Below are 1,337 nucleotides of genomic sequence, written 5' to 3' on the forward strand. Positions count from 1 at the left end.
GGGCCTTGCCCCCATGTAGTGGACACGGGATTTGTGGTTAGGCAGCTTCGGGCAGCGTAGCGGGTGTCAGGGTCCTTTCGTAGGTGGCGGGGCTGGAATGGCGGCAGCGGGAGTGGCGTCGTTTGGTGTTGTAGCGGGCCAGCCAGCGGAACACCTCACGACGGCAGGCCGCTGCGTCGATCCAGCAGGTGCGGTCTTGCAGGATCTCGCGCTTGAGGGCGGCGTTGAACGATTCGGCCAGGGCATTATCGGCACTTGACCCCACGCCGCCCATAGACTGAGTGACGCCCAGTTCTTTGCAGAGGTTCGCGAAATCTCTTGAGGTGTACTGACTTCCGTGATCCGAATGGAATATTGCACCGACCAGACTGCCGCGCAACGCCGCGGCGGCCCTGAGGGCGTCCTCGACCAACTCGGTACGCATGTGCTCAGCGATCGCCCACCCCGCCACCCGCCGTGAGCAGCAGTCGATCACCGTGGCCAGGTACAGATTGCCGCCGGTCGCCAGGGGCAAGTAGGTGATATCTCCGACATAGGCGACATTGACTGCCGACGCGGTGAAATCCCGCTTGAGCAGATCGGGCACCTTCTGGTTGGCCGGATCCGGCACCGTCGTCTTGACGCGGCGTCTGCGCCGGTAGCCGGCGATCTGCGCGCCGCGCATCACCCGGGCGACCCGCTTGTGGTTGACCCGCTTCGCCTCGGGCACACCGTCGTTGAGCTCAGCGGTGATCCGCGGCGCCCCGTAGGTGTTGTCCTCGTCATGCACCACCCGGATCCGCTCGACGAGCGCCTCGTCAGCAGCAGCGCGGGCATCCCGGCCTTCTGCTGCCGCGCACCAGGCGTAAAACGACGAACGCGCGATCTCAACCACGCTGCACAGCCACTTCACCTCGAAGGCGTCCCGGTGGTCGGCGACGAACTGGAAGCGGCTCACCAGTTCGTCTCCCCGGCGAAATACTTGGCCGCCGACCGCAGAATGTCCCGCTCGGTAGCCAGCTTCGTCTTCTCCGCTTGCAGGTCCTTGACCTGGGCGCGTAGCCGGGCCAGCTCCTGCTCCGGGGTCTCCACGCCCGGTGCAGGCACACTGGCCGATCCGGGCTTGCGGTGGCGGACCGGCACGCCGGCGGCCTTGCACCACGCCGACAACGTGGCCTCGCTGACACCGAGTTCGGCAGCAATCACGGTGATCGTCGCACCGTCGGTGTCCCGGTACAACGCGACCGCGTCACGCTTGAACTCATCGGGGTAATTTTTCCTTGCCATCGAGTTGGATCATCTCGCTTCCCCCAGGCATTCCTGGGATTAAGCGTGTCCAACACACGGGGTCAAGTCCC

Annotated in this window: 1 protein-coding gene; it reads right to left on the reverse strand. The window is 65.2% G+C overall.

The annotated features are described in order from the left end of the window. Nucleotides 1-37 precede the first annotated feature (37 nt). Nucleotides 38-1,266, reverse strand: a protein-coding gene (locus EB75_RS28085) for an IS3 family transposase (RefSeq protein ID WP_100485405.1) whose coding sequence is annotated in 2 segments (ribosomal slippage) — nt 38-954 and nt 954-1,266 — 1,230 coding nt in all. Because the reading frame shifts where the segments join, the coding sequence is not laid out codon by codon here. Nucleotides 1,267-1,337: the final 71 nt, after the last annotated feature.

This window comes from Mycobacterium sp. ST-F2 (assembly GCF_001905655.1).
Lineage (GTDB): Bacteria > Actinomycetota > Actinomycetes > Mycobacteriales > Mycobacteriaceae > Mycobacterium.